This window comes from Nocardia sp. PE-7 (assembly GCF_030486425.1).
Classification (GTDB): Bacteria; Actinomycetota; Actinomycetes; order Mycobacteriales; family Mycobacteriaceae; genus Nocardia; species Nocardia salmonicida_A.
This window is the reverse complement of sequence record NZ_CP129614.1, coordinates 6,255,478-6,276,276: the sequence shown is the minus strand read 5'-3', so window position 1 is coordinate 6,276,276 and position 20,799 is coordinate 6,255,478. Positions and strand designations below refer to the sequence as shown.

At 67.3% G+C, this 20,799-nt stretch carries 20 protein-coding genes and 4 tRNA genes; 14 read left to right on the top strand and 10 right to left on the bottom strand.

The window, feature by feature from the left end; genetic code table 11:
* Positions 1 to 239 precede the first annotated feature (239 nt).
* Positions 240 to 1,871 (top strand): 2-succinyl-5-enolpyruvyl-6-hydroxy-3-cyclohexene-1-carboxylic-acid synthase, encoded by a 1,632-nt coding sequence (menD, locus tag QX204_RS29290; RefSeq protein WP_301903720.1) that lies wholly within the window; start codon positions 240 to 242, stop codon positions 1,869 to 1,871.
* Here the strand turns inward: menD and QX204_RS29285 are convergent.
* Positions 1,868 to 2,101 (bottom strand): Rv3202a family protein, encoded by a 234-nt coding sequence (locus tag QX204_RS29285; protein ID WP_301903719.1) that lies wholly within the window; start codon positions 2,099 to 2,101, stop codon positions 1,868 to 1,870. The genes menD and QX204_RS29285 overlap by 4 nt on opposite strands.
* Positions 2,102 to 2,282: 181 nt before the next feature.
* On the opposite strand from QX204_RS29285, the gene QX204_RS29280 reads away from it, so the two are divergent.
* On the top strand, positions 2,283 to 2,873 hold the full coding sequence (locus tag QX204_RS29280) for a TIGR03086 family metal-binding protein (protein WP_301903718.1): 591 nt from the start codon (positions 2,283 to 2,285) through the stop codon (positions 2,871 to 2,873).
* A gap of 58 nt (positions 2,874 to 2,931) precedes the next feature.
* On the opposite strand, the gene QX204_RS29275 is transcribed toward QX204_RS29280, so the two are convergent.
* Entirely contained in the window at positions 2,932 to 3,507 is a 576-nt protein-coding gene (locus QX204_RS29275; protein WP_301903717.1) for a TetR/AcrR family transcriptional regulator, read from the bottom strand.
* Between the two features lie 139 nt (positions 3,508 to 3,646).
* On the opposite strand from QX204_RS29275, the gene QX204_RS29270 reads away from it, so the two are divergent.
* A complete protein-coding gene (locus QX204_RS29270; RefSeq protein ID WP_301903716.1) occupies positions 3,647 to 4,690 on the top strand; it encodes an aldo/keto reductase in 1,044 nt (347 codons plus the stop codon).
* A 9-nt stretch (positions 4,691 to 4,699) separates the two neighbouring features.
* Here QX204_RS29270 and QX204_RS29265 read toward each other — a convergent pair whose 3' ends face one another.
* The 4 genes from QX204_RS29265 to QX204_RS29250 form a co-directional block, all read right to left on the bottom strand.
* Complete coding sequence (locus QX204_RS29265; protein WP_301903715.1) at positions 4,700 to 8,962, bottom strand: bifunctional nitrate reductase/sulfite reductase flavoprotein subunit alpha; 4,263 nt, start codon at positions 8,960 to 8,962, stop codon at positions 4,700 to 4,702.
* A 198-nt stretch (positions 8,963 to 9,160) separates the two neighbouring features.
* A complete protein-coding gene (locus QX204_RS29260) occupies positions 9,161 to 9,805 on the bottom strand; it encodes a demethylmenaquinone methyltransferase (protein ID WP_235569501.1) in 645 nt (214 codons plus the stop codon).
* A 120-nt stretch (positions 9,806 to 9,925) separates the two neighbouring features.
* Entirely contained in the window at positions 9,926 to 11,068 is a 1,143-nt protein-coding gene (locus tag QX204_RS29255) for a glycosyltransferase family 4 protein (protein ID WP_301903714.1), read from the bottom strand.
* Positions 11,069 to 11,140: 72 nt separating this feature from the next.
* Positions 11,141 to 11,581, bottom strand: coding sequence for a DUF3592 domain-containing protein (locus QX204_RS29250; protein WP_301903713.1), 441 nt, complete (start codon positions 11,579 to 11,581; stop codon positions 11,141 to 11,143).
* A gap of 113 nt (positions 11,582 to 11,694) precedes the next feature.
* On the opposite strand from QX204_RS29250, the gene QX204_RS29245 reads away from it, so the two are divergent.
* The gene (locus QX204_RS29245) at positions 11,695 to 12,192 is read left to right on the top strand and encodes a DUF2505 domain-containing protein (RefSeq protein ID WP_301903712.1); all 498 of its coding nucleotides are present in this window, start codon (positions 11,695 to 11,697) and stop codon (positions 12,190 to 12,192) included.
* A gap of 43 nt (positions 12,193 to 12,235) precedes the next feature.
* Here the strand turns inward: QX204_RS29245 and QX204_RS29240 are convergent, their stop codons facing one another.
* Genes QX204_RS29240 through QX204_RS29230 form a run of 3 tightly spaced genes read right to left on the bottom strand, consistent with a single transcriptional unit; the run spans position 12,236 to position 14,411 of the window.
* On the bottom strand, positions 12,236 to 12,652 hold the full coding sequence (locus tag QX204_RS29240) for a VOC family protein (protein ID WP_301903711.1): 417 nt from the start codon (positions 12,650 to 12,652) through the stop codon (positions 12,236 to 12,238).
* 9 nt (positions 12,653 to 12,661) lie between these two features.
* Entirely contained in the window at positions 12,662 to 13,123 is a 462-nt protein-coding gene (locus QX204_RS29235) for a helix-turn-helix transcriptional regulator (protein WP_301903710.1), read from the bottom strand.
* 22 nt (positions 13,124 to 13,145) lie between these two features.
* Complete coding sequence (locus QX204_RS29230; protein WP_301903709.1) at positions 13,146 to 14,411, bottom strand: geranylgeranyl reductase family protein; 1,266 nt, start codon at positions 14,409 to 14,411, stop codon at positions 13,146 to 13,148.
* A 145-nt stretch (positions 14,412 to 14,556) separates the two neighbouring features.
* Here QX204_RS29230 and QX204_RS29225 point away from each other — a divergent pair, with 145 nt between their 5' ends.
* Both QX204_RS29225 and htpX read left to right on the top strand, forming a co-directional pair.
* A complete protein-coding gene (locus QX204_RS29225; protein WP_301903708.1) occupies positions 14,557 to 15,579 on the top strand; it encodes a polyprenyl synthetase family protein in 1,023 nt (340 codons plus the stop codon).
* Positions 15,580 to 15,640: 61 nt separating this feature from the next.
* Positions 15,641 to 16,507, top strand: coding sequence for a zinc metalloprotease HtpX (gene htpX, locus QX204_RS29220; protein WP_301903707.1), 867 nt, complete (start codon positions 15,641 to 15,643; stop codon positions 16,505 to 16,507).
* 53 nt (positions 16,508 to 16,560) lie between these two features.
* Here the strand turns inward: htpX and QX204_RS29215 are convergent, their stop codons facing one another.
* A complete protein-coding gene (locus QX204_RS29215) occupies positions 16,561 to 17,052 on the bottom strand; it encodes a YajQ family cyclic di-GMP-binding protein (protein WP_056814350.1) in 492 nt (163 codons plus the stop codon).
* A 175-nt stretch (positions 17,053 to 17,227) separates the two neighbouring features.
* Between QX204_RS29215 and QX204_RS29210 the strand changes: the two genes are divergently transcribed.
* The 8 genes from QX204_RS29210 to nusG all read left to right on the top strand — a co-directional run bounded on the left by QX204_RS29210 (position 17,228) and on the right by nusG (position 20,794).
* Positions 17,228 to 17,310 (top strand) — tRNA-Tyr (locus QX204_RS29210).
* 240 nt (positions 17,311 to 17,550) lie between these two features.
* Positions 17,551 to 17,623, top strand: a tRNA-Thr gene (locus QX204_RS29205).
* A gap of 59 nt (positions 17,624 to 17,682) precedes the next feature.
* Positions 17,683 to 17,758 (top strand) — tRNA-Met (locus QX204_RS29200).
* A gap of 36 nt (positions 17,759 to 17,794) precedes the next feature.
* Positions 17,795 to 17,965, top strand: a complete 171-nt coding sequence (rpmG, locus tag QX204_RS29195; RefSeq protein WP_056814348.1) for a 50S ribosomal protein L33 — start codon at positions 17,795 to 17,797, stop codon at positions 17,963 to 17,965.
* Between the two features lie 163 nt (positions 17,966 to 18,128).
* A complete protein-coding gene (locus tag QX204_RS29190; RefSeq protein ID WP_301908142.1) occupies positions 18,129 to 19,199 on the top strand; it encodes a fused (3R)-hydroxyacyl-ACP dehydratase subunits HadA/HadB in 1,071 nt (356 codons plus the stop codon).
* Between the two features lie 194 nt (positions 19,200 to 19,393).
* Positions 19,394 to 19,466, top strand: a tRNA-Trp gene (locus QX204_RS29185).
* Positions 19,467 to 19,497: 31 nt separating this feature from the next.
* On the top strand, positions 19,498 to 19,860 hold the full coding sequence (gene secE / locus QX204_RS29180; RefSeq protein ID WP_301903706.1) for a preprotein translocase subunit SecE: 363 nt from the start codon (positions 19,498 to 19,500) through the stop codon (positions 19,858 to 19,860).
* A gap of 112 nt (positions 19,861 to 19,972) precedes the next feature.
* Complete coding sequence (nusG, locus tag QX204_RS29175) at positions 19,973 to 20,794, top strand: transcription termination/antitermination protein NusG (protein WP_301908141.1); 822 nt, start codon at positions 19,973 to 19,975, stop codon at positions 20,792 to 20,794.
* Positions 20,795 to 20,799 lie beyond the last annotated feature (5 nt).

The window sequence follows — 20,799 nt, the reverse complement described above, 5'->3', positions numbered from 1 at the left end:
GGGTTGGCGGAAATTCCGGCGGCGGGCAGGTAGCCCGCCGCCGGATTTCTTCCTTCCGTTGTTCTCTTTGCGATTTCATGAATATCGGTTGCCTCGGTATATGAATTCCGGTTCATCGCCTCCACGGCATCCCGACAATGGGTCGCATAGTCGAATACCGGTGCGCTGGTCGTACTCGGTGACGCAGGCAACGCGGGCCGGGGGCAGACGCGTGCGCGCCGGTCTGACAGGCTGTGATTGTGAATCCGTCTACTGCGCAGGCACGAGTGGTCGTCGACGAGCTCGTCCGCGGCGGCGTCGGTGAAGTGGTGCTGTGCCCCGGATCGCGCAACGCGCCACTGGCCTTCGCGCTGCAGGCCGCGGACGCGGCCGGGGAGCTTCGGCTGCATATGCGCGTCGACGAGCGCACCGCGGGATTTCTGGCGATCGGTCTCGCGGTGTCGTCGGGGCGGCCGGTTCCGGTCGTGATGACCTCCGGCACCGCGGTGGCGAACCTGGGCCCGGCTGTGCTGGAGGCCAACTACGCGCGGGTGCCGCTGATCGTCGTCAGCGCGAACCGGCCCTACGAGATGCTGGGCACCGGCGCCAATCAGACGGTGGAGCAGCTCGGCTTGTTCGGTTCGCAGGTGCGCGCCACGATCAGCCTCGGGCTGGCCGAGGCCGAGGTGGGGGAGTCGGCCTACCCGCGACAGAACAGCGTGTGGCGCTCGTCGGTGTGCCGGGTGCTCGCCGCCGCGCGCGGAACCCGGTCCGGCAACGCGGGTCCGGTGCAGTTCGATATCCCGCTGCGTGAACCGCTGGTCCCCGAGCTGTCCGACGATCCGCTACCCGTGGGTCGCGAGGGGCAACGGCCGTGGACGGCAACCCAATACGCCACCCTCGACGTACCGCTCGACATCGACCTGACGCCCGATACCGTCGTCATCTCCGGCCACGGCGCGCGGTTGCTGCCCGAACTCGCCGCGCTGCCCACGGTGGCCGAGCCGACCGCGCCGATGCACGGACCCGCCCTGCACCCGCTCGCGCTGTCGCTGCTGAAGCCGGCCCAGGCGATCATCACCGGACGTCCGACCCTGCACCGGCAGGTTTCACGGGTGCTGGCCGATCCGGACGTCACCGTGTTCGCGCTCACCACCGGTCCGCGCTGGCCCGATGTCTCCGGCAATGTCGTCGGCACCGGCACCCGCGCGGTGACCACCGGCGCACCCGATCCCGCCTGGCTGGCGCGCTGCTCGGAACTGAACCAGCAGGCCGAGTCGGTGGTGCGGGCCGAGTTGGCCGCGCATCCGAAGGCGACCGGTCTGCATGTGGCGGCCGTGGTCATGGACGGCTTGCGAGAAGGCGATCAACTGTTGCTCGGCGCATCGAACCCGGTGCGCGATGCCGCCCTGGTGTCGTATCCGCGCCCGGGCATCCGGGTGCTGTCCAACCGCGGTGTCGCCGGTATCGACGGCACGGTTTCCGGTGCCGTGGGCGCCGCCCTGGCGCATCCCGGCCGCACCGTGGCGCTGATGGGCGACCTCACTTTTCTCCACGATGCGTCCGGCCTGCTGATCGGGCGCGGCGAACCGCGTCCGGACAATCTCACGATCGTCGTCGCCAACGACGACGGCGGCGGCATCTTCGAGCTGCTCGAACAGGGCGATCCGCAGTACGCGGGTGTGTTCGAGCGGGTATTCGGCACGCCCCACGGGATGGATCTGGCCGCCCTGTGCGCGGCCTACCGCATCCCGCACCGGCAGGTCGATCCCGCCGAATTGGCCGTGGAACTGGCCGCCGACGCGCACGGCCTGCGGGTGCTCGAGGTCGCGACCGAGCGTTCCAGCCTGCGCGAACTGCACGCGGGCCTGCGGGCCAAGATCGCGGGTTAGGCGTCGGTGAACCCCTCGTCGGCCTCGTCGAAGGGGACGGGGATGGTCTGTTCGATCACGTCCGCCGGATCGGCGGTGTCGGCTACGCGGGCGATATCGGCCGCTATCTCGGCGGCGTCGGAGTAGGCCGGATCGTCGGGGTCGTCATCGCGGAAGGCGGACTGCTCCTGCTCGATGCGATCGGCCTCGGGGACCTCGTCCAGTGGGCGAGCGGGTTCGTCATCGATCATCGGTGCTCCTCGTTCGTCGGCCTGCTCGATCGGTTGAGCCTCGGACGTGATGTGCGCTGATCGGGTCCTGCGCTGTCCAGGGTGCGCCGATCCGGTGCGCGGGGCAAGCCGCACCGATGACTTCGGGGCGATGGGTTCGTCTGCATGAGTGCAGCCGCGAAGTCATCGACGAGGAGTACTCATGGAACCGCAGTTCGATTTCGAACCCGCCGCTCGATCGCTCGCCGCGGTTGTCGACGGCATCACCGGCGACCAGCTCGCCGACCCGACGCCGTGTGCCGAGGCGACGGTGCGTGACCTGCTCGCGCACGTGGTCGGGCTCACCGAGGCCTTCCGGCAGGCCGCGACCAAGGAATCGGTCGGCCGGTCCGTGCCGCCGCCCGCCGGCTCCGAGAGCCCGCTGCCCGATGACTGGCGCACCCGCATCCCCGCGCAGCTCGAGACGCTGACGTCGGCGTGGCGGGTGGCGCAGGCATGGGACGGTGATACCGAGGCCGGTGGGGTCGAGTTGCCTGCCTCGGTGATGGCGATCGTCGCGCTCGACGAGATCACCATCCACGCGTGGGATCTCGCCGTCGCGACGGGACAGGATTTGACCGTTACCCCGGTGGACCTGGCGATCCTGCACGAGTTCCTGCGCGAAACCGACCCCGCGGGCACACCCGGCTTGTTCGGCCCGATCGTCGAGATCCCGGCCGACGCACCGGCATTCGATCGACTGCTCGGTCTCACCGGCCGTGATCCCGCCTGGCGTCCCGCCGTCGCATCGTGACACGGACCTCGATATCTTGCGGCGCTGAACGTGGCCTCGTTGGCGAACTTGTCGGGAGTCAGGCGCTGACATCGTCGGGCGTGACGACGAACGTTCCCGCGGCGGTGGCGATGGTGGCGGCCTTGGCCGACCGGTCGGCGATGTCGTCGTCGATGGGATCGCCGCTGGCCAGTAATCGGTAGTAGAGCGGCGCGGAGACGGCGGAGAGCACGGCGCGCGGGTCGGTGCCGACGGGCGCTTCGCCCCGGAGGACGGCGGCTTCGACACATGGCGCCCACTCGTTGAGGCGGGTGTCGTAGAAGGTGTGCAGCGCGGCGGCGGTGGCATCGTCGCAGGTGGCGGCGGCGATAACGGCGCGGAAGAGGTTGCTCTGGCGGCCGTCGGCGAGGGTTTTCGCGACCAGCCGGGCGTTGGCTGTGAGGTCGTCGAGCAGTGAGCCGGTGTCGGCGCGAGGCAACGACTGCTCCGCCATCTCGACGAGCAGGTCGGCGACCAAGCCCGCGGGGGTGCGCCAGCGGCGGTAGACGGTGGTTTTGCCGACCCCGGCACCGGTGGCGACCTCGGTCAGATCGAGATGCGCGAAGCCGCGGTCCGCGAGCAGATCACCGGCCACTTCCAGCACGGACTCGCGCACGCGAGCAGTGCGTCCACCAGGCCGAACGGAGCCCGGCCAAGCGATGTCGTGATCCATAACGGAACTCCTGTTTCATTTAGCGCGCAGCGGGTGTACTGTCGGTCCTGTTAACGAAACCATAGACCCTTTAGGAGCTCTCATGGAATACCGGCGGCTCGGCGCATCTGGTCTTCTCGTTCCGGCGCTCGGCTTCGGCGCGGGTACCTTCGGCGGGCGCGGTGCGCTGTTCAGCGCATGGGGCGATACCGATGCCGCGCAGGCCAGGCGCTTGATCGACATCAGCCTGGAGGCCGGTGTCACCCTGTTCGACACGGCCGATGTGTATTCCGACGGCGCGTCGGAGGAAGTCCTCGGCGCGGCGATCAAGGGCAGGCGCGAGCAGGTGCTGCTGTCGACGAAATCGGCGTTGCCCACCGGTCCGGGCCCGCACGAGGCGGGCTCGAGCCGTGCCAGGCTGATCCGTGCCGTCGACGCCTCGCTGCGCCGCCTCGGCACCGATTACCTCGATCTGTTCCAGCTGCACGCCTTCGATGCGGGCACCCCGCTGGCGGAAACCCTCACGGCTCTCGACGATCTCGTGCGCGCGGGCAAGATCCGCTACCTCGGCGTCTCCAACTTCGCCGGCTGGGAGTTGATGAAAACGCTGGCCACCGCGGAGGCGCTCGGCCTGGAAAAGCCGGTGGCGCACCAGGTCTACTACTCGCTGGTGGGTCGCGACTACGAATGGGAACTGATGTCGCTCGGTGCCGACCAGGGCGTCGGCTCCATCATCTGGAGCCCGCTCGGCTGGGGCAGGCTCACCGGCAAAGTCCGTCGTGGACAACCGCTTCCGGCAGGTAGTCGGCTGCACGAGACGGCCCAGGCGGGCCCGCCCGTCGACGATGAACGACTCTACGACGTCGTCGATGTGCTCGATCGCATCGCCGCTGAAACTGGTCGCAGCGTTCCGCAGATCTCCCTGAACTGGCTGCTCACTCGGCCGACCGTCGCCTCCGTGTTGATCGGCGCCCGCAACGAGGAACAGTTACGTCAGAACCTCGGGGCGGTCGGCTGGCGGCTCGATCCCGAACACCTGGCCGCCCTCGACGCCGCGAGCGCGACCACGCCGCCGTACCCCTACTACCCGTACCACCGGCTGCCCGACTTCACCCGACTCAACCCGCCCGCGATCCGCGCGGCCTGATCGGGCAGGTCAGTACACGTCGCGCACGTACCGCTTCTCGGCCACGAGCTGCTTCTTGAAGGCCAGCGCACCCGCCTCGTCCAGCTTTCCGTGGATCTGGGCGATCCGCAGCAGGGTGTCGTCGACATCCTTGGCCATCCGGGCGGCGTCACCGCAGACGTAGAAGTGGCCGCCGTCGCGCAGCCACGACCACAGCTCGGCGCCGTGCTCGATCATCCGGTGCTGGACATAGACCCGCTCGCGCTGATCGCGAGAGAAGGCCAAGTCCAGGCGGGTGAGGAAGCCGGAGCGGAACATGTCCTCGAGCTCGGCGCGGTAGTAGAAGTTCTGGGCGGCGTGCTGGTCGCCGAAGAACAACCAGTTGCGGCCGGTCGCGCCGATGGCTCGCCGCTCGTGCAGGAATCCGCGGAAAGGAGCGATGCCGGTTCCCGGCCCCACCATGATCATCGGGGCATTCGGATCCAGCGGCGGACGGAAATGCGGTGCCCGCTGCAGAAAGATCGGGACCTCGGTGGTGCCACGGTCGGCCAGGAACGTCGAGCACACCCCACCGCGCCGCGCCGAGGTGCCCACCGGATCGCCGTAGCGGACCACGCCTACCGTCAGCTGCACCTCGTCCGGGGTGGTCAAGGGGCTCGAAGAGATCGAATACTGCCGGGGCTGCAGCTTTTTCAGTGCTCCCAGCCAGTCGACGAGATCGGTCCGCACCGGGAAGTCGCGCAGCACATCGACGGCCTGGCGGTCCCACAGGTACGAGGCGAGCTCGTTGCGGTTGTCGCGGCGCAGCAGCTTGGCCAGCTGCGGGTGGGGGTTGCGCTCGCCGATGAAGCCGAGCAGGTCCTGACTCACCTTGGTGATGTCGTAGTGCGTGCGCAGGGCATCGGTGAGTGTGAGTTCGCGGTCGTCGACTTCGATCGTGCGCCGACCGTCGAGCCCGGTGCAGGCGAGCCATTCGTCGACCAGATCGGGGCAGTTGGCGGGCAGCACACCCAGCGAATCGCCCACCTCGTACCCGGCGTCGAGGTCGTGGAGGTCGAAACCGAAGCGTCGCACCTCTTTCGGTGAACCGGGCGCGCTCAGGATCTCGTTGCGCATCAGGGTGGCGCGGACGGGGGACTGGCGGGTGAACGGAGCGGCGGTGGCGCGCTGCGTCCGGGAGGAGGCCGGCGCGAGCTGCCGGTCGAGCACGGTCGCGCCACCGCGGCCGGCTGATGACGGCATCAGGGGGGTCGAATGCGCTTGGGGAGCAGCACTGTTGGCGCCGAGGGGGGCTCGCCCATTGGTTGCGCCGATGAGCGAACCGTCGCGTCCTCGTGTAGAGCCGCCGGTGGGACCACCGTCGTCGGATGGACCGCTGATGATCGCGACCAGGACATCATCGAGCCACTGATCGGCGACATCGGCGAAATCCGGTTCGCTGTCCACCCTGGGCAGCAGCCGCTTCGCGCCACGCTCGGCGAACAGCGTGTCGAGCTTGCGGCCGTGGCCACAGAAATCGTCATAAGAGGAGTCGCCCAGCGCGAACACCGCGTAGCGAACGCCGTTGAGGCGAATGATGCTGTCTTCGAGCCTGGTCCAGAAGTCGGCGCCGTTGTCCGGCGGCCCACCGTCACCGAACGTGCTGGTGATGATGAGGACGTCACCGGTGATCGAGGTCAGCTCGCACGAATCCATATCGAGCAACGACGGCGAGAGGTCGGCTTCCGCGAGGCGGGCCGCGACGGTGGCGGCCAGTTCTTCGGCATTGCCGGTCTGGGAGGCCCACAGCACGGTGACCGGGTGGGGGACAGGGCTGTCGGTCGCCTCGGCGGCGGTGGCGCCGACATTGCGGGAGTACATGCCGGCCAGCAGACCGTCGACCCACAGGCGTGACTGTGTCGACAGCGGTGCGCTCACCGGCAGCACCGGCTGCCCGGTCACCGGCAGCGACTGCAGGGCGGCGAGGTAGCCGCCGAGGTAGATGCGCTCGGTCTCGCTGAGCGTGGGCGAGGTGCCGGCATCGAGGCCGAGAATTCCGGCCAGTGGATGCGCGGCCGGTTGTACGGGCAGCTGTGCGGGCTGGGCGGGCGCGTGCTCGGGCGGGGCGGCGGGGCCGACCCGGCGCAGCGCCACCGCGCACGCCTTGAACTCCGGCTGCAACGAGGCCGGATCCACCGCGTCATTGGTCACCGCGTTGATCGTCAGATATTCGCCCTGTTCGTCATTCCAGTGGAAGGGAGCAAAACAATCACCAGGTCGCACCCGGTCGCTGATGCGCACCGGCAGCACAGCCCGCCCCCGGCGCGATGCGATCTCGAGCTGATCGCCCGGCCGCAGATCGAGTCGTTCGGCATCGGTGGGATGCACTTCGACGAACGGTCCCCCGGTCAGCTTGGTCAGCTTGGTCACCTTGCCCGTCTTGGTCATGGTGTGCCACTGATGTTGCAGCCGCCCGGTATTCAGCAGGAAGGGATAGTCGTCGTCGGGCAGTTCGGCGGCGGGCAGATGCGGGCGAGGGAAGAACACCGCGCGCCTGCTCGGGGTGGCGAACGCGAGCCGCGGGGTGGTGCCGTCGGCCGCCACATGCAACGGCTGATGGGTGCCGTCGTTGACATAGCGGATCGGGTTGCGCGGTGTATCGGCGTCCTTGCACGGCCACTGCATCGGGCCTTGCGCCAGACGCTCGTAGCTCATACCGCTGAGGTCGTAGCCGGTGGCGGGATTGGTGAACTGCCGCAGCTCGGCGAACACCTCGGCGCTGGAGGCGAAGTCGAAGCCGGGGAAACCCATGGCCGTGGCGACCTGCGCGATCAGCAGCCAGTCCGGTCGCGCGTCGCCGATCGGGTCGACCGACTGCTGCAGCAGGGTGACGTTGCGCTCCGAATTCACCATCACCGCATCGGCTTCGGCCCACAGCGCGGCGGGCAGCAGCAGATCGGCGTAGGCATTGGTCGCGGTCTCGGCGTAGGCATCCTGCACCACGACCAACTCGGCCGCTTCGAGACCCGCGATCACGGTTTTGCGATTGGCCACGGTGGCAACGGGATTGGTGCAGATGATCCACGCGGCCTTGATCTCGCCGTCGGCCAGTCCGCGGAACATGTCGATGGTGCCGGGGCCGGACTCGGTGCGCAGGGTGCCCTCGGGCAGGTCCCAGGCGGTTTCGACGAAGGTGCGGTCGGCGGGGGAGAGCAGGCTGCGCTGGCCGGGCAGGCCGGGGCCCATGTAGCCCATCTCGCGGCCGCCCATGGCGTTGGGCTGGCCGGTGAGCGAGAAGGGCCCACTGCCCGGCCTGCAGATGGTGCCGGTCGCCAGGTGCAGGTTGACCAGGGCGTTGGTGTTCCAGGTGCCGTGCGTGGACTGATTGAGCCCCATCGTCCACAGCGACATCCACTCGCCCGCCTCGGCGATCATCGTGGCCGCGGTGCGGATATCGGCCTCGGCCAGGCCGGTCGACTCGGCGACGCGGGCCGGGGGATAGTCGGCGAGGAACTCGGGCATCGCCTCCCAGCCCTCGGTGTGCTCGGCGATGAACGCGGTGTCGATCGCGCCGTCGGCGACCAGCAGGTGCAGCAGTCCGTTGAGCAGGGCGAGGTCGGTACCCGGTGCGATCTGCAGGAACAGGTCGGCGCGGGCGGCGGTATCGGTGCGGCGTGGGTCGACCACGATCAGCTTGGCGCCTGCCTTGAGCCGGTCGGCCATGCGCAGATACAGGATCGGGTGGCAGTCGGCCATGTTCGCGCCGCTGACCAGGAACAGGTCGGCGTGTTCGAAATCGTCGTAGGAACCGGGCGGGCCGTCCGCGCCGAGCGACTGCTTGTAGCCGGTGCCCGCGCTGGCCATGCACAGGCGCGAGTTGGCTTCGATGTGCTTCGTCCGCAGGTAGCCCTTGGCCAGTTTGGTGGCCAGGTACTGGGCTTCCAGCGACATCTGTCCGGAGACGTAGAGGGCGATCGCGTCGGGGCCGTGCTCGTCGAGGATCGCGCGCAGACGGGTGGCGGTTTCGTGCACGGCCTCGTCGACCGGCAGCGGTACCGGGACCTGGCCGCGTTCGGGGCGCCGGTAGGCGGTGTCCATCCGGCCGGGTGCGGCCATCATCTCCGCGTGGGTGGCGCCCTTGGTGCACAGTCTGCCCGCGTTCGCCGGATGCAGCTTGTCGCCGCTGACCTTCGCGATCAAGCGTGCGCCAGACTGATCAGTCTTTGTCTGGACGTTTATGCCGCAGCCGACGCCGCAATACGAGCACTGTGTACGCACAGTGTCCGTGCCGCGGCCATCCGCTTCGCCTGTCATGACTCGATCATCCGCATTGGTCGTTGCGCTCGATTTACCGAACGTTATGTCCAGGTGACAATCGACCTCACAAGTCGAAATCCCGGCTGTGAGGAATCGGCCCGGATATCACCCCTGATCAGGGCGCATTCCGAGCAGCGGACGGGTAACAGCGCACGAACCGGGGTGACGGGACTCACCCCGGCGGTCGAGGCTGTTTCAGCTCAATTTGTAGCCGCGGTGCAGTGCCACCACGCCACCGGTGAGGTCGCGCCACTGCACCGAGTCCCAGCCGGCGTCCGCGATCCGGCGGGCCAGCCTGCGCTGGTTCGGCCACGCGCGGATCGACTCGGCCAGATACACGTACGCGTCGGGGTTGGAACTCACCGCGCGCGCCACCCGGGGCAGCGCCCTCATCAGGTACTCCATGTACACGGTGCGGAACGGCCCGAACACCGGCGTGGAGAACTCGCAGACCACCACCCGTCCGCCCGGTTTGGTCACCCGCAGCATCTCCCGCAGTGCCACATCGATGTCGGCGACATTGCGCAGCCCGAACGAGATGGTCACCGCGTCGAACGAATCGTCGGCGAACGGCAGGGCCATCGCATCGCCCGCCACCATCGGTACCTGCCGGAACCGGCCCGCCGAGAGCATGCCCTGGGAGAAGTCGGCGGCCACGCACCAGGCGCCGGACTTGCCGAGCTCCACCGTCGACACGCCCGTGCCCGCGGCCAGGTCGAGGACCCGCTCGCCGGGCCGCAGCCCGAGAGCACGTCGCGTCGCCCACCGCCAGTACCGATCCTGGCCACCGGAGATGACCGTGTTGGTGAGGTCGTAGCGCTTCGCCACACCGTCGAACATCGACGCGACCTCGTGGGGTTGCTTGTCCAGCGAAGCCCGAATCGGTTCTCGCTGCTCTGTTGTCGCCACGAACCGAGCTTAGAGTTCTTTCGCCGCGATAGCGCGCGTGGGTTTCACCACTCAGGCCGACCGTGGCAATCGCGCGCGCATCCCGGTGACATCGGCGTAATGGCCCATCAACTCGGTGCAGACCGCGGGCCAGGTGCGGTGCAGCACCGACTTGCGTGCCGCCGCCGCGAACAACCCGCGCTGCCCGGCATCACGCAGGGCAGACACCGCGCTCGGCAGCAATTCCGTGAATCGGTCGACCGGCAGCAGGTACCCGTTGCGGCAATGGGAGATCAGGTCGCGCGGCCCACCGGCATCGGGCCCGATCACCGGCACACCCGACGACAGCGCTTCCTGCACGCCCTGACAGAACGTCTCGTGCTCGCCGGGATGCACCATCACGTCCAGGCTGGCGTAGTGCGTCGCCAGCTCGCTGCCACCCAGCTCGCCGGTGAACACCGCGTCCGGCATCAACCTGCGCAGGCGCGCCCGCTCGGGTCCGTCGCCCACCACAACGAGCTGGATCGACGGGTCACCGGCCAGCGCGGCCAGCCGCTCCACGTGCTTTTCCGGCGCGAGCCTGCCCACGAACCCCACGACGAGCCGCTCACCCGATCCCAACCAGCTCGCCCGCAACTCGGCACTGCGCGCGGCCGGGGTGAAACGGGCTATATCCACGCCACGGCCCCACCGATGCACTCGCGGGATGCCGTGCTCGGCGAGGTCGTGCGCGGCCGCCGACGACGGCGCCAGCGTGCGGGTAGCGCCCTCGTGGATCCGGCGCGTCCATGCCCACGCGGCTCGCGCGGCCAACCCGAGGCCGTAGCTCTTGGCGAACCCCGCCACATCGGTCTGATACACCGCGACGGTCGGCAGATCCAACCGCGTCGCCGCGGCGAGCCCGCCCGCGCCGAGCAGGAACGGCGAGGCCAGGTGCACCACATCGGGATCGAAATCGGCGATGGCCGCGGTGATTCCCGGTTGCGGCAGACCCACCGGAAGAGAACTCACCTTGGGCACCATCATCGCGGGCACACGGTGCACCGGGAAGCGGCCGTGAAAACGAGGTGCCGGTGGGGCGCCGCGCAGGGTATCGGGCGCCACGATCATCGCGTCGTGCCCGTGCTGGTCCAGGTGGTCCAGCACCCGAAGCACGGAGTTGACGACGCCGTTCATGTTCGGCAGGAAAGACTCCGAGACGATGGCTACGCGCACTCTTCCAGGGTGACCGCCACACCGCGCGCCACACCCACACCGACGTGAAGCCGGGACGAACAGCAAGCGAAGTTACAACTCGCGCTGCTTGCGGCGCACGAGCCACAGCACCGGCACAGCCATCGCCCACGCCACGAAGATCACCGACGCCGCCGGGATGATCGCCACCCGCGCATCGCGCCCGGCCACCCGGACCAGGTCGGGATCGCGCGTGCTGTACTCCACGTTGATCCGTTGACCAGCGGTCAGGTTCGTCGGATACAGGATGCCGACCTTCGGATTGTGGGTCACGCTGTCGGGCGTCACGTAGGTCACCGCCGAGCGCAACCGGCCCGCGGAAAGCACTTCGCCGGAGGTCACGCCGCGATGGCTCTCGATCTCGAAATCGTTGCGCCAGGCCGCGAGCACCAGCAACACCATCAGCACGCTGATCACGGCAGCCGCACCGACCACCCACGTCCGAACCCGTCGCAGGCGCTTGTTCCGCCGCTCCGACAGGCTGGTTTCCGACACCCGGCACACAGTACCGGCTGTCATCCCGGCGGTTGGTGCCGCTTCGGAACGTGGTGACCGAGAACCACGGACTGCCGCAGCCGGGCACAGCGAATACGCCTAGCATTTTCGGCATGTCCCGCAAATTCAGCTTCACCGTGCCCTATACCGTCCCGGTCGAAGAGCTTCACCGGGCACTTGTCGACGACGCTGTCTGGCAGGCGCGTTTCGCCGCCGCCGAGACCGCGACCATCGAACTCTCCCATCCCGACGGCCCCGACTCGATCACCATCCAAATGACCGAAACACCAGGTAAGGACAAGGTTCCCGCCCTCGTGCGCAAGGTGCTCAAGAGCGATCTCGTGCTGGTGCGCACCGACAACTGGCAGCCGCTGCAGGGCGAGACCGCCAAGGGCAGTTTCACCGGCAACACCAGCGGCATCACCACCGAGATGTCGGGCACCTATGAGCTGCGCCCCACCGCCGAGGGCAGCGAAATCGAGGTCGTCGGCACCGTGAAGGTCAAGGTTCCCCTGGTCGGTGGCGCCATCGAGCCCTTGGCCGAGCAACTGCATCAGCGCGTCCTACACAGTGAACGCAAGTTCATCGAGAACTGGTTCGCCAAGCTCTGAGCCGCTGCGAGAGGGTGCCGCTCCTGCGAGCGGCACCCTCGCCTCATCCGCGATTCTCGACCAGGACCAGCCAGTTGCCCGAGTTGTCGCGGATGATCGCCTCGGTGCCGTACGGGCGCTCGGACGGCGGCTGGATGAACTCGACCCCCTTGGCCGTGAGTTCTTCGTAGGTCTTCTGACAGTCGGCGGTGCGCAGCCCGAGGGCGCCGTGGGTGCCGTCGGCCAGTGCCCGCCGGACCGCGTCGGCGAGGTCGTCGGTGAGCGGTGGCCCCGGCACCATCAGCGTCACCTCGAGCTCGCGATGATCGGGGTGGGCGATGGTGACCCAGCGGAACCCGTTGTCGCCCATGCTCACATCCGCGGATTCGACGAAGCCGAGCTTGTCGATGTACCACTGCTTGGCGGCATCCTGATCGGTGACGTACACGGTGACCAGGGAAACGTTCGTGATCGTTGTCATGATTGCAGGCTATGGCCGCGCGGTGCCGTCCGGCTTCTCCGAAATTGCGGTGTCGTGGCGGACGCGGTCGGAGAGCCCGTGCATGAACACGTAGCAACCCGGAATGTGCGGCGCACCGTCGGCGAATTTCGCCTGGTACTCGCTCGGCGTGACCCCGACCAGCTGACGGAACTTGGCGCTGAACGAGCCGAGGCTCGAATAGCCGACCAGCATGCACACCTCGGTGACGGTCAGGTTGGTCGACCGCAACAGATCCTGCGCCCGCTCGATCCGCCGCTCGGCCAGATACACCGCCGGGGTGCGCCCGTACACAGCGGCGAACGCGCGCAGGAAGTGATACTTGGAAACACCCGCGGCGCGGGCGAGTTCGTCCAGGGCGAGCGGTTCGGCGTACTGCCGGTCGACCAGGTCACGAGCCTTGCGCAGATGCGGCAGCAGGGCGAGCACCGGACGACGTGCTGCCCCGCTCACGACGCTCGCCCGCACTCGGTCATCAGCTGAACGGCGGGAGTTCGTCGGCGCGCAGCGAGGCTCGTCCCGCCGCACGCCAGGCGCGGGCGGTGAGGTCGAGGTCCTCGTCGGTCACCAGATTGCCCATCACGCGAACCGCCGTGCGCTGCAGATACTTCGAGCGCATCACCGGTGGCCCACCGAGCGGGACCATCCTCGGCTGGGTGGCCAGGCCCGCGAGCCTGCGCGCCACCGAGAAGGTGCGTCCGTAGTGCTCACGCAGCAGCTGCGGCCACGCCCGGCTCAGATCGGGCTCGTCGAGCAGGTCGGCGAGCATGTGCCCGCCTTCCAAGCCGTAGTCGATGCCTTCGCCGTTGAGGGGGTTCACGCAGCCGGCGGCGTCACCGACCAGCACCCAGTTCGGACCCGCCACGTTCGAGACCGCACCGCCCATCGGCAACAGCGCCGAGGCCACCGCGCGCAGTTCGCCCTCGAGTTCCCATTCCTCGCGGCGAAGCCGGGTGTAGTGCTCGAGCAGCGGCTTGAGCGCGACGTGCGAGGGCCGGGCCTCCGTGGCCAGCGAGCCGACGCCGATGTTCACCTCACCGTTGCCGAGCGGGAAGATCCAGCCGTAGCCGGGAACCAGTTCGTCGGCGGCGTTGCGCAGTTCCAGGTGCGAGGAAATCCACTGGTCGTCGCTCCGGCCGGACTTGATGTAGGCGCGGGCCGCCGTGCCGTAGGCGTAGCGGCGATGCCAGGTACGGCCCAACTGCTTCCCGACGGGGGAGCGCACGCCGTCGGCCACCACCAGCACCCGGCAGCGCACCGTGTGGGTGTTCTCGCCGATACGCACCGTCACCCCGGTGACCTGCTCGCCTTCGCGCAAAACCTCGGTGACCTTCGCGCCGTCGACCATCCGCGCACCGGACTTGATCGCGGTCTCGCGCAGTTTGTCGTCGAGTTCGGTTCGTGGAACGGCACTTCCGTAGGTAGGGAACGACCCGCCCGGCCACGGCAGCAGCGATTCCTTGCCGAACCCCGCCATCCGCAGACCGTGGTTCACCGTGTGCGCGCGCAACCATTCGCCCAGACCCAGATGCTCCAGTTCGGCGGTGGCGCGCGGCGTCAACCCGTCACCGCAGGTCTTGTCGCGCGGGAAAACCGCCGAATCGAGCAGCAACACATCGCGTCCGGCGCGCGCGGCCCAGGCCGCCGACGCGGAACCGGCGGGCCCGGCCCCGACCACCAGTACCTCGACGGTGGCAGGCAGGGGAGCGCGGTCGGCAGGGGTGAGATCCGGTGAACCCATGGCTCAATACTGGCACTGTCGGCCGCTGTGCGAGAGTGTCGGGTACACCGGGAATTGTCACTGTGTGACGGGGTTCATCGGCCATAGTGCCGGAACACGCTAGGTTGCTACCCGTCGGGGTCGGACGCATCGCTGGGAGAAGATAATGAGCACATCGGCTGTGAGCGACGAGAGCACCGTGGTTGCCGGGGTAGATCTTGTCGATCCCGAACTCGCTGTCATCGTGCGCGACGGACTGGCCGCGGTCGAGAAACTGCTCGTCGACGAACTCTCCGACGGCGCGGAATTCCTGCAGGAAGCCGCGCTGCACCTGGCCAGGGCGGGCGGCAAGCGGTTCCGGCCGCTGTTCACCGTGCTCACCGGCCAGCTCGGCCCCAATCCCACCGATCCGGCGCTGATCACCGCGGGCACGGTCGTGGAACTGGTGCACCTCGCGACGCTCTATCACGACGATGTCATGGACGAGGCGTCCCAGCGCCGCGGTGCGGAGAGCGTCAACTCGCGGTGGGGCAACAGCATCGCGATCCTGGCAGGCGACTACCTGTTCGCCCACGCCTCGCGCCTGACCTCCACCCTCGGCCCCGACGCGGTGCGCATCATCGCCGAGACCTTCGCCGAGCTGGTCACCGGCCAGATGCGGGAAACCATGGGCGCCAAGCAGACCCAGGATCCCGTCGAGCACTACCTGCGCGTGGTGTGGGAGAAGACCGGCTCGCTCATCGCCGCCGCGGGCCGCTTCGGCGGCACTTTCTCCGGTGCGGGCCTCGAGCATGTCGAACGCCTGGCCCGCCTCGGCGACGCCGTCGGCACCGCCTTCCAGATCTCCGACGACATCATCGACATCTCGTCCTCGGCCGAGCAGTCGGGCAAGACGCCGGGCACCGACCTGCGCGAAGGGGTGCACACTCTGCCGGTGCTCTACGCCCTGCGCGAGATCAGCGCCGACGGCGACCGCCTGCGCACCCTGCTGGCCCGCCCGCTGGAAACCGATGCCGAGGTCGACGAGGCATTGGAACTGCTGCGCCGTTCACCCGGCATGGCGCTGGCCAAGGAAAAGCTCGCTGAATACGCCGACCTCGCCGACACCGAACTCGCGGCCCTGCCTGCAGGCCCCGCCAACGACGCCCTCACCCGGCTGGTCCGCTACACCATCGAACGGGTGGGCTGAGACGGAAGGTCGCGGCGTCTTCTACTCGGAACTTTCGGCCCGCGATTCGCGTTGCTCTTTCATGCCCAATGGGATCAAAACCTTCGGTTTGATGGTTGGCATGTCGGCGCTGATCGTCGCCATCGGGGCGATGTTCCGCAGTCCGACGATCCTCATCATCTCGATCGTGCTGGCCGTCGGCATGAACGCCTACGCCTACTTCAACAGCGACAAGCTGGCGTTGAAGGCGATGCACGCGCAACCGGTGAGCGAACTCGAGGCGCCGGTCATGTACCGGATCGTGCGCGAACTCGCCACGACCGCGCGCCAGCCGATGCCCCGGCTCTACATCAGTCCGACCAGCGCCCCCAACGCGTTCGCGACCGGCCGCAATCCGCGGCACGCCGCGGTCTGCTGTACCAGCGGCATTCTGCAACTGCTCGATGAACGAGAACTGCGGGCGGTGCTCGGGCACGAGCTGTCCCACGTCTACAACCGCGACATCCTGATCTCGTCGGTGGCGGGCGCGATGGCCTCGGTCATCACCGGCTTGGCGAACATGGCGTTCTTCGCGAGTTCGTTCGGCAACAGAGACGGAAACGGCCCGAACATCATCGGTGTGCTGCTGGTCTCGTTGCTCGGCCCGATCGCGGCGGGCCTGATCAGGATGGCGGTCTCCCGATCACGGGAATACCAGGCCGACCAGTCCGGGGCAGAACTCACCGGCGACCCGCTGGCCCTGGCCTCGGCCCTGCGCAAGATCGAACGCGGCGTGCAGGCGGCCCCGCTTCCGCCGGACCCGAAGATCACCAGCGAATCGCACCTGATGATCGCCAACCCGTTCCGCGCGGGCGACCGCGTCGCCCGCTGGTACTCCACCCACCCCCCGATGGACGAACGAATCAAGCGCCTCGAAGATCTGGCCAGGGGCGACACCCATCAGCACTGACCGCCACGGTTCGCGGCGCCCGGGGGCCGCGAACCGTGGCACCAGCCGCTGAATTATCGGTAGTTGACGAACTGCAGGGCGATGCCGAAATCCTCGCCCTTGAGCAGCGAGATCACTTCCTGCAGATCGTCACGCTTCTTGCTGCTCACCCGCAGCTCCTCGCCCTGGATCTGCGCTTTCACGCCCTTGGGGCCCTCGTCGCGGATCTTCTTCGAGATCTTCTTGGCTTTCTCGGTGTCGATACCCTGCACCAGCGTGCCGGTGATCTTGAACACCTTGCCCGAGGGCTGCGCCTCGCCGGCGTCGAACGCCTTGAGCGAGATATCGCGACGGATCAGCTTCTCCTTGAAGACGTCGAGCGCCGCCTGCACCCGCTCCTCGGCATTGGCGGTCAGCACGATGGCTTCCTCGCCCGACCACGCGATGGACGCATCGGTGCCTTTGAAGTCGTAGCGCGAGTTCAGCTCCTTCTCCGCCTGATGCAGAGCGTTGTCGACCTCCTGGCGATCGACCTTGCTCACGACGTCGAATGACGAATCAGCCACACTGCGCTCCTGTCCTGTGAAGGTCCGGCGAACTCCGGCCGGGGTTCTACCGGCCACCGAGACAGTTCTACCCGCATAGGCGGCCGACCTGTGCTCGCAGGGGGTCTGTGCAGGCGTTTTGATAGTCCGGGTGGGTACGTTGTAAGCTGCTCAGCGCACCGGAAACGGCGCACACGGCAGATTGCCCGAGCGGCCAATGGGAGCGGACTGTAAATCCGTCGGCTTATGCCTACGTAGGTTCGAATCCTACATCTGCCACCTCGAACCCCGTCGATCATGAAGATCGGCGGGGTTCTTTGGTTCGAGGGGTCGCCCCGGCGCGCAGTCGAGGTAGCCTCGCTGGGAACTACGTGCCAGACCGGTTCCGATGCCGTGAAAATGGGCCTTGAGCTGCCGATTTGGTGGTGTCGGGTGCGAGTGTGTAATCTCGTTCAGGACGCCGGAGCACGGGGTCACGCTGATCGGCTTGCCGATACAGACTCTGTGCCACGTTGTCATGCCCCCTTAGCTCAGTCGGTAGAGCGTTTCCATGGTAAGGAAAAGGTCAACGGTTCGATTCCGTTAGGGGGCTCGCCGGATTGCCGGTGGTGAGCGGCTAACCGCGGCATCATCGGGATATTAGTCCGCCGTGGCGGTGTAGCTCAGTTGGTAGAGCAAACGACTCATAATCGTTGTGTCGCCGGTTCAAGTCCGGCCATCGCTACCAATTTCAACTCAGCCCAGACCGGAAAGAAGGCAAATCGTGGCCGCGAAGTCCACCGATGTCCGGCCAAAGATCACCTTGGCCTGCGACGAGTGCAAGCACCGCAACTACATCACGAAGAAGAACCGGCGTAACGACCCGGATCGCCTCGAGCTCAAGAAGTTCTGCCCGAACTGCGGAACCCACCGGGCGCACCGCGAGTCGCGCTAGTTTTCAACAGCATCTGCCGAAGGCCGGACGAGAGTCCGGCCTTTGTGCTTTTCCCGGTAAGTTCATGCGAAGTTCGGGGTCGATACACTACTCGGACAGGTCACGTTTTGCACCGGTCGACTTCGGTGCTGTCTTACAGGTGGGTAAGGTCCACGTTGTGACAGTGAACACCGGAACTCACGAAGCGGTCCCTGCCGCAGCCGCCGAATTCGATCCCGCCGCCCATGCGGCGTCGATGGTCGGCCACCACTATCGCGTCGACGACTACTACGAGGTCGGCCGCGAGAAGGTGCGCGAATACGCCCGTGCGGTGCAGGACTACCACCCGGTGCACTGGGAAGAGGACATCGCGCGCGAGTACGGCTACCAGGGTCTGGTAGCCCCGCTCACCTTCATCTCCCTGGTCGGCATCCTCGCCCAGCGCAAACTGTTCGAACAGATCGTGACCGGGTACGACCTGAGTCAGATCATGCAGACCGACCAGATCCTGGAGTTCCACCGCCCGATCCGGGTCGGTGACCAGTTGACCTGTGATGTATATCTGCATTCTTTCCGCCAGGCTTTCGGCGGCGACATCATCGTGACCAAGAACATCGTCACCGCCCAGGACGACGAGTTGGTGCTCACCACCTACACCACGCTGATCGGCCGCAGCGGCGGTGACAGCGACCCACGGATGTCGGACGCGGTGCGCAACGTGCTCATGCACGGCCTCGGCGAAGAGGAGCCCGCCCATCACGCACCGTCCGAGCTTTCCGTCGGGAGCACCGCCGACCCGATCACCAAGCAGCCGGAGCCGACGGTCAGCGTGCACGCCCTGTCCTTCGACAGTGTGTCGGTCGGCGACGAGCTGCCCGCGCGCGTGGCGCGACTCACCCGTGGCGACCTCGTCAACTACGCGGGCGTGTCCGGCGACGCCAACCCCATCCACTGGAGCGACGAGGTCGTGAAGCTGGTCAGCCTGGACAACGTGGTCGCGCACGGCATGCTCACGATGGGTCTCGGCGGCGGTTTCGTCACCTCGTGGCTGGGCGATCCCGGTGCGGTGAAGGAATACAACGTCCGCTTCACCAGCCCGGTCTATGTCGGTTCCGATGTCCCGGCCGAGGTCGAATACACCGGCAAGGTGAAATCGGTCGACCCGCAGACCCGCACCGCCGTGGTCGCCATCACGGCGAAATCGGCGGGCAAAAAGATCTTCGGTCGCGCCACGGCAACCGTTCAGCTGTCCTGACCTGGTCGAGTGTCCCGGATTGGCGATAACCGCGCGCGGTGACGTATAGTCGGGTCTCTGGGGTCATGAGGTGCTGCGCGCTGATCTTCCCGAGGGGTTAACCCCTCATGGAAGCGGCGCGCGTGTTGTGTGACACTGGGGACAACCGAATATCGAATGTGGTTGGGCACTACAGCTCAGGCTGGTCCAACCGAAGGGGCGTAGCTCAATTGGCAGAGCAGCGGTCTCCAAAACCGCAGGTTGCAGGTTCAAGTCCTGTCGCCCCTGCCCTGAATGCCAGCGACGAGAGAGGATCGACGTGAGCGACGAGCGGGATACTCGCGAAGACGGCGAGGACACCGCCGCTGCCACTCGACCGAGTGGCAAGCGGTCTGCTCGTCGTGTGCGCGCGTCGGATGCTCCAGCGGACAACGGATCGGTGGCCACGCTCGATCGGCCGTCGCGTAAGGCAGACAAGTCTGCCGGCACGGGCAACCCGTTCAAGCGGCTGCTCAAGTTCCTGCGAGAGGTCATCGCGGAACTGCGCAAGGTGATCTGGCCCAACCGGAAGCAGATGGTCACCTATACGGCCGTCGTTCTGGTGTTCGTGGTCTTCATGGTCGCGTTCATCGCCGGGATCGACGTAGCGTTCGTCAAGGGTGTCGACTGGCTGTTCGGCTGATCGCCGACACCCACGCCGGTAGCCGATCGCGGGCCGGAACGGCGGAGTCTGCCTCCGCGCGCCCGACCCGGCCCAGAGGATGTACGTGACGACACAGGAAGCGAGTGCCTCAGTGAGCACCCCGGAGAACGACACCAACGACGAGTTCCCGGTTGACGACACTGTCGTGGCGGAAAACGCCACCGACGAGGTCGAGGCCGCCGAGCTCGCCGACACCGACGAAGCCGCTGCCGAAGAGGCTGTCGTCGACGAAACCGTGATCGAAGAAGTCGCCACCGAGGACGACCCCGAGGCCGACCCGATCGAGTCGATGAAGACCAAGCTGCGCCGCGTGCCCGGTGACTGGTACGTCGTGCACTCCTACGCCGGCTACGAGAACAAGGTCAAGACCAACCTCGAGACCCGTGTGCAGAACCTCGGCCTCGAGGACTACATCTTCCAGGTCGAGGTGCCGACCGAAGAGGTCACCGAGATCAAGAACGGCCAGAAGAAGAACGTCAACCGCAAGGTGTTGCCGGGCTACATCCTGGTCCGGATGGAACTGAACAACGAGTCGTGGGGCGCGGTCCGCAACACCCCCGGCGTCACCGGTTTCGTCGGCATGACCGGCGGTGGCCCCGGCGCCAAGCCGACCCCGCTGACCATCAACGAGGTCGTGAAGTTCCTGGTCCCGGCCGGCGCGCAGGCGCAGAAGAAGGCCGCCGCGGCCGCCGCCGGTGGTTCGGATACCGGTAGCTCGGCTTCGGGCAAGCCCACCATCGAGGTCGACTTCGAGGTCGGCGAGTCGGTCACCGTCATGGACGGCCCGTTCGCGACCCTGCCCGCGTCGATCTCCGAGGTCAACGCCGAGCAGCAGAAGCTCAAGGTGCTGGTGTCGATCTTCGGTCGCGAGACCCCGGTCGAGCTGAACTTCACCCAGGTTTCCAAGATCTGAGTTCT